Origin of the sequence: Photorhabdus noenieputensis, from assembly GCF_018448935.1 — a bacterium.
Taxonomy (GTDB): Bacteria; Pseudomonadota; Gammaproteobacteria; order Enterobacterales; family Enterobacteriaceae; genus Photorhabdus; species Photorhabdus noenieputensis.
The window spans coordinates 1-7,378 of sequence record NZ_RCWC01000061.1 but is presented as its reverse complement, the minus strand read 5'-3'; the positions used below and the strand labels follow the sequence as shown (position 1 = coordinate 7,378).

Below are 7,378 nucleotides of genomic sequence, written 5' to 3'. Positions count from 1 at the left end.
AGCAGGCGGGCATGAGCGCGCTGGCACAACAACATTACCGCCACCTGCGCCAGGCAGGACAACACCTGTCGCTCGCCGACTGGGAACCCGGCCTGCTGGCGGCACTGGCAGAAAAAGCCCCGATGACCGCCCCCGCAAAGGCGACCACCACCAACAGGAGCGTTAACCCATGAACTGGCTTTCTCTACTGCTCAAGCCTGTCAAAAAACCGGCGATGCCGCGACTGCCGCCACTGAAAGCCACCGCCCCGCTGATACTGGCCCTCCTGCCCTGTCTGGCCCTCATCTGGCTGTGGTGGTGGGGCCCCGGCTGGCAATTTAAACAGACTCACCCGCTGGAAACCCTGTCTGCCCGCTGGCTGGCGACGGTGATTATTCTCCTGCTGGCCCTGAGTGTTGTCGGGATAAAAATCTGGCGCCGCCTGCGCCAGCTTGAAAAACTCAGGCTGGAGGGGGAACTGAACACCGTCGATCCGGCGCAGGCCGATATCACCCGTCAGGACCGTTATCTCCATCACTGGCAAGCGCAACTGCAACGCCATCTGGGGACCCGGGATTATCTCTACCAGCGCCCCTGGTACCTGGTGATGGGGAACACCGGCAGTGGCAAAACCGCGCTGATTCAGGCCGGCTGCCGGCTGACTGACATTGCCGCCCCGGATACCCTGAGCGGGGAAGACGCGCCGCCCCGGCATCTGCGCTGCTGGCTGGGGGAGAAAGCCGTCATCATTGACCCGGACGGCTTCCTTATCGACCCGGTATCACCGCCGGACACCGGCAACCCCCAGCTGCCCGCCCGCCTGTGGCAGGCCCTGCTCGCCTGGCTGACCGAAAACCGTCAGCGCCAGCCGCTCAACGGCGTCATCCTGACGGTGGACATTCACCGCTTACTGACCGGCAACAAAGCCCGGCGGGAACGGGATATTGCCGCGCTGCACCTGCGCCTGCAGGATCTGCGATTAACCCTGCATCATCATCTGCCTGTCTATCTGGTGCTGACCAAACTCGACCGGCTGCACGGTTTCAGCGCCGCCTTCCAGTCGCTGGACAGCACGCAGCGCGCGCAGATCCTGGGCGTCACCTTTAGCCTGCCTGCGCAGGATGAGCAAAGCTGGCGCGCTGAGCTGGCCCGGTTCTGGCACCAGTGGATGCAGCAGCTCAACGCGGCCCTGCCGGACATGATGCTCAATAAGGTGGACATCAGTCAGCGCGGCCCGCTGTTCAGCTTCACCCGCCAGATACAGGGGCTGCACGCCGCGCTGGTACCGCTGCTGGAGGGGCTCCTTGACAACGGCGGTCCGGCACAGCCCGGCCTGCGGGGGGTTTATCTCACCTCATCGCAACAAATCGGCCAGATGGATGACATTTTTACCCAGTCCGCCGCGGCGCAGTATCACCTGGGGCCGCAGGCTTTTCCCACCTGGCCGGTGGCGGACACCGTGCCCTACTTCACCCGCGCGCTGTTTGACGAAGTCCTGCTGGCCGAACCGAATCTGGCGGCGGAAAACCGCCTGTGGTTAAGCCGCCACCGCCACACACTGCTGACCTTCTCCACCGTGGGTGCCGCCGGGGTGCTGGCCCTGTGGACCGGCTGGCACGCCGCCTATCAGAAGAACTACCGGGCCGGCGACGAAGTCCTGGCGCAGGCCAAAACCTTCCTGTCGGTGCCGCCCCCCACCGGCGAAGACCGTAACGGCAATTTACAGCTTCCCCTGCTCAATCCTGTCCGCGAGGCCACGCTGGCCTACGGGGATTACCATCAGAAAGGGCCGCTGGCGGATATGGGGCTTTATCAGGGCGCGAAGGTCGGCCCGTATGTGGAAAACACCTACCTGCAACTGCTGTCTCAGCGCTTTCTGCCGGCCTTAATGAACGGCCTGCTGGATGACCTGAACCGGGCACCGAAAGGCAGCGAAGAAAAACTGGCCGTCCTGCGTATCATGCGGATGCTGGAAGACGGCAGCGGCCGCCATAAATCGCTGGTCGAACACTATATGCAGGCGCGCTGGAGCCGGGCGTTTAACGGCCAGCGCCTGTTACAGCAACAGTTACTGACTCATCTGGACTATGCGCTGGATCACACCGACTGGCGGGCCGCGCGGGAGGCGGGCGATCAGGCCGCTATCAGCAGCTTTGCGCCTTACAAACTGCCGCTCATGAATGCCGAGAAAGAACTGAGCCAGCTCTCGATTTATCAGCGGGTCTACCAGAACCTGCGCCTTAAAGCCCGGGATTCACTGCCGCCGCCCCTCAACCTGCGCGACCAGATTGGCCCGGGCTTTGACCGCCTCTTTATTGCCAATAATGACAAACAACTGATTATCCCGCAGTTCCTGACGATAAACGGCCTGAACAACTACTTCGTCAAACAGGACGACCAGCTGATCGACCTCACCGTCATGGACAGCTGGGTCCTGAACCTGTCACACAACGTGCAGTACAGCGACACGGACCGGCAGGAAATCCAGCGACAAATCACTGAACAGTACCTGGGAGACTACACCGCCACCTGGCGCGCGGCCATGAATAACCTGGATATTCGTGATTTCACCGATATCCCGCAGGCCCTCAGCGCCCTTGAACAGGTTATCAGCGGCGAACAGCCCATCAGCCGGGCCCTGCAAATCCTGAGCGACAACACCCGTCTGCCGGAGATTAACGAGACGCTGCCGGCCAAAGCCCGGCAGCCGTTACCTGATACCCCGGATTACCGCCTGCGGGCGCGTATTCACCGGGAATTCGCGCCGGAAACCGCGGTGCTGGAGGAGTCCGGGGATAAAAACAGCACCTTACAGGGGGTTTATCAGCAACTGGCGGCCCTGCACCGTTACCTGCTGGGCATTCAGAACGCCCCGGTGCCGGGTAAAGCCGCCCTGAGCGCCGTGCAGCAGCGGCTTGAACAGCATCACAGCGACCCGATTTTCGACGTGCAGCAGCTGGCGAAAACCCTGCCGGAACCGCTCAACCGCTGGACCGGCGAACTGGCCGAACAGGCCTGGCGGGTGGTGATGCGGGAAGCCGTCAGTTCGCTGGAAATCGAATGGCGCGACACCGTCGTCAGACAGTACCAGACCTACCTGGCCGGACGCTATCCGTTCAACCCGGCAGCCGCTGAGGATGTGCCGCTCAGTGAGTTTGAGCGGTTCTTCCGGCCCGGCGGCACGCTGGACGCCTTCTATCAGCAGAACCTGAAACCGTTCGTGGAAAACAACCTGACCCACAGCGCTGACGGCCAGCAGCTTATCCGCCCGGATGTGCTGGAACAACTGAAACGGGCCGACCGTATCCGCGACACCTTCTTCTCGCCGCAAAACGGTCTGGGCACCCAGTTCGCCATCGAGCCCCTCAGCCTGACCGGCAATAAACGCCGCAGCCTGCTCAATCTCGACGGCCAGCTGCTCGATTACGCCCACGGCCGCAGCAGCATTGCGCACCTCATCTGGCCCAACTCGATGCGGGCCGGGGTGGAAAGCCAGCTCACGCTGATACCGGACGCCAGCGGCAAATCCCCGCGCGCCATCCGCTTCACCGGCCCGTGGGCCCAGCTGCGCCTGATTAACAGCGGCAAACTGACCAGCGTGCGTCAGGACTCGTTTGATGTGCGGTTCACGGTGGACGGGGGCGACATGACCTACCGTATCTACGTGGATGAATCCGACAACCCGTTTGCCGGCGGCCTGTTCAGTCAGTTCAGACTGCCTGACACGCTGTATTAACGGCAAACGGTATTCACTGCAAAATAGCAACCCCCTGCCCTCCGCACCGGCGGAGGCAGGTGAAAGGATGAACAGCCATGAGTGAACGCCCTGAAAATCTGATTATCCGCGCCGGCGGCAACCCGATGACGCTGCCGGCGTTCACGGCCATACGCGAAGAAATTAACAAAATCAGCCACCCGTCTCAGCCGGCCGTGAACTGGCCGCTTATCGAATCCCTGGCCCTGACGCTGTTTCGCGCCCACGGCGTCGATTTGCAAAGCGCGATTTACTACACCCTGGCCCGCATGCAGCTCAGCGGCCTGGCCGGGTTTACCGAAGGCTGTGAACTGCTGGCCGGGGTGATGGTCAGCCAGTGGGATGAACTGTGGCCGCCGCAGCCGGCGGTCCGCACCGACCTGCTCGACTGGTTTAACACCCGCTGCGGCCACGCCTTGCGCCAGCACGATTACACCGCCCGCGACCTGCGGATGATTTACCGGGCCGAGCGGGCCTTACAGCTGATAGCCGACCGGCTCCAGCAGTCCGACCTGAAACGCCTGCCGAAGGTCGAAAACCTGCTGTGGTTCTTCCAGAACACCGCCAAAAAACTGGAACAGGCCCGCATCCTGCCCAGACCCGCCGCCAGACCCGTGCAGATGCCGCCGCTGGTCTACCTCGCCAGCACCGAACCGGCACCGCCTGAACCGGACACCGACGACGCCGCGGGATATGACGCCCGTCAGCCTAAAGTCCAGGTCCGTTTCCCTGCACCGCCCCCGCGGCCGATGAGCGCATTACAGGGGTTCGGCCTGGGCATATTACTGGGGGCATTCGTCCTGACCGGGACCTGGCTGGGATTTTACCGGCCATTACAACAGCAACTGACCGCCCTGACCGACACCCCGGACGGGGCCAGACTGGCCTGGTTATCTCATCCCGACCTGCCAGCCTATGCGCAGCAGTTAACCCGGCTGGCGGACACCTCCCCGCTGGTGGTGCTGCAACAGGCTGAGCAGCTCACCCGTCTGGCCCAAAAAACCTGGCCGCAGGACCGCCGGCAGCAGCAGGCAACGCAGCACTGGCAGCAGTTACAGTCCATCCGGCTGGAAAACGCGCCGCCCGCCGGCAACTGGTGGGAGACCCGGCATCAGCTCCAGCGACTGGCGGACAAAATCCTGGCGCAGGAGCGCAACCGGGGCAGTTTCACCCTCTCTTACCTGAAAACGGCGATTTACCAAATCCAGCACAGCCACAACCGTGACCTCCCGCTGGAAGAGCTGCTGCGCCAGCTTTCCGCCGCCGCCGAACAGGGACAGCCCGTCTCACCGGCGCTGATAAAAAAGACCGACGACCGGTTTAACGCCCTGCTCAGCCAGTATTACGCGTTGCAGCAAGCCGCCGGGCTGACCGCGCTCCCCGAGAAAAACCGCCCGTAAATTCAGAAAAGGAACCCTTATATGTCATTTCAGAAAAAAACCGCCGACGCCGCCAACCTCGCTCAGCACCTCGCCGACCGGCTGCGTCCCCAAAGCGCCGGCGGGTTACAGTTTACCCTCACCGCCGGCGGCCTGCCGCCGCACACCTTCGTGGTGGCCGGCTTTACCCTGCACGAGGCCCTCTCCACCCCGTTCACGCTGACCGTCAGTTTAGCCAGTGCCGACCCGGCCATTGATTTCGCCGCCGTCCTCGACCAGCGCGCCACCCTCACCATCCTGCGCGCCGGCCACGTCGAGCGCACCGTCACCGGCATGGTCGCCAGCTTTGTCCAGGGCAATACCGGCAAACATCAGACCCGCTATGACATGACAGTCCGGCCCGATATGTGGCGCGCCACCCTGCGCCAGAATGCCCGGATTTTTCAGCAGCAGGATATCAAAACTATCCTCACCACCCTGCTCAAAGAGAACGGCGTCCGGGATGTGGCGTTCAGCCTGCGCAATCCCCACCCGGAACGGGAGTTCTGCGTCCAGTACCGCGAAACCGATTTTGACTTTCTGCAACGCCTGACCGCCGAAGAAGGGATTTTTTACTTCTTTGAATTCACCGGCCATAAAAACACCCTGGTGTTTGCCGACGATGCGGGCTCGGTCGTCAAAGGCCCGGTGCTGCCCTATCACCCCGACGACGCTGAACAGGCCGGGCAACTGTGCATCACCCGGCTGACCCGCCAGGCGCAGGTACGGCCGGCGGTGGTCGAGCTCAAAGATTACACCTTCAAAAACCCGGCCTGGGCGGCGGAGTTCCGTCATCAGATGCGGGAGCAGGACCTCCAGCATACCGGCTATGAACACTTCGATTTTCCCGGCCGCTTCAAAGATGAACAGCACGGCGCTGACTTCACCCGTTACCGGCTGGAAGCCCTGCGCAACAATGCCCTGACCGGCGACGGTGAAAGTAATGCCGCGACGATGCAGCCCGGCGTGCTGTTCACCCTGACCGGCCATCCCCGGGATGACCTCAACCGGCCCTGGCAGCTGGTCGGCGTCACCCATCATGGCAGCCAGCCGCAGGCGCTGGAACAGGCCGCCGGAGAGAGCGGCACCACCCTGCGCAACGACTTCACCTTCATTCCCTATAACCAGCACTGGCGCCCGGCCCCGTTACCCAAACCGGTGATGGAGGGCCCGCAGATTGCCAGCGTGGTCGGCCCGGCCGGCGAAGAAATCTACTGCGACGCCTACGGCCGCGTCCGCCTGCAATTCCTCTGGGACCGCTACGGCCAGAGCAACGATAACAGCTCCTGCTGGATACGGGTCACCCAGCCCTGGGCCGGTCAGGGCTGGGGCATGCTGGCGATACCGCGTATCGGTCAGGAAGTGGTGGTGGACTTTCTCAACGGCGACCCCGACCAGCCGATTGTCACCGGGCGTACCTACCATGCCAGCAATCTGCCGCCGGGGGACCTGCCCGGCAGCAAAACCCAGATGACCTTCCGTTCCAAAACCCATAAAGGGGAAGGCTACAACGAGCTGCGCTTCGAGGATGCCAAAGGCAGTGAAGCGCTGGCGCTGCACGCCCAGCGGGACATGAACACCGTGGTGCTCAATAACCGCGAAACCCGGGTCATGAACGACCACACCGAAAGCATCGGCCATAATCAGATGCTGTCGGTCAGAAACGACCGCCACAAAGAGGTGACCGGCAATGAAGTCAGCGCCATCACCGGCTTGCGTCAAATCACGGTCGAAAAAGACAGCCTGCTGAACGTCAAAAATAACATCCAGATACAGGCCCGGGCGGGGGGTATCGAAATTGCCACGGCCGGCGGCAGCATCACCATCGACAATGCCGGCAATATCAGCATTCAGGGGGCCAATATCACCATCAATGGCAAACAGGTCAATGTGAACTGACCGCTATCGACTGTCAGCTTATTATTTTAATCAACAACGGAATAAAACATGAAAAACACACCCTATCAGATGAATGAAGGCACGCTGGTTATCCCGGACAACTGGCGGGATGAATCCATGCATGTCTTTGTGCTGCCGGACGACAGCGGCATTAATCTGGTGGTCAGCCGCACCCCGGTTCCCGCCGGCATGGATAACCATGCTTACTATGAACAGACCCTGGAACAGTTTTGCACCCATCTGCCCGGGTACCAGGAGCATCAGCGCAGCGAAATCACCCTCAGCCAGCAACCCGCCCGCCGGCTGGATTACCAGTGGACAAGCCCGG

The 7,378-nt window shown here is 62.0% G+C and carries 5 protein-coding genes; all 5 read left to right on the top strand.

The features are described 5' to 3' along the window. The first annotated feature begins 11 nt into the window (after positions 1–11). The gene (locus EAE91_RS24635; protein WP_280520303.1) at positions 12–173 is read left to right on the top strand and encodes a type VI secretion system domain-containing protein; all 162 of its coding nucleotides are present in this window, start codon (positions 12–14) and stop codon (positions 171–173) included. Then, complete coding sequence (gene tssM, locus EAE91_RS22605; protein ID WP_214090425.1) at positions 170–3,715, top strand: type VI secretion system membrane subunit TssM; 3,546 nt, start codon at positions 170–172, stop codon at positions 3,713–3,715. The genes EAE91_RS24635 and tssM overlap by 4 nt, the downstream gene beginning before the upstream one ends. Positions 3,716–3,792: 77 nt before the next feature. Continuing rightward, the gene (locus EAE91_RS22600) at positions 3,793–5,133 is read left to right on the top strand and encodes a VasL domain-containing protein (RefSeq protein ID WP_214090424.1); all 1,341 of its coding nucleotides are present in this window, start codon (positions 3,793–3,795) and stop codon (positions 5,131–5,133) included. 21 nt (positions 5,134–5,154) lie between these two features. Continuing rightward, a complete protein-coding gene (locus tag EAE91_RS22595; protein ID WP_214090423.1) occupies positions 5,155–7,050 on the top strand; it encodes a type VI secretion system Vgr family protein in 1,896 nt (631 codons plus the stop codon). A 48-nt stretch (positions 7,051–7,098) separates the two neighbouring features. Beyond that, on the top strand, positions 7,099–7,378 hold a 280-nt coding region (locus EAE91_RS22590), incomplete at its 3' end, for a DUF1795 domain-containing protein (RefSeq protein ID WP_214090422.1).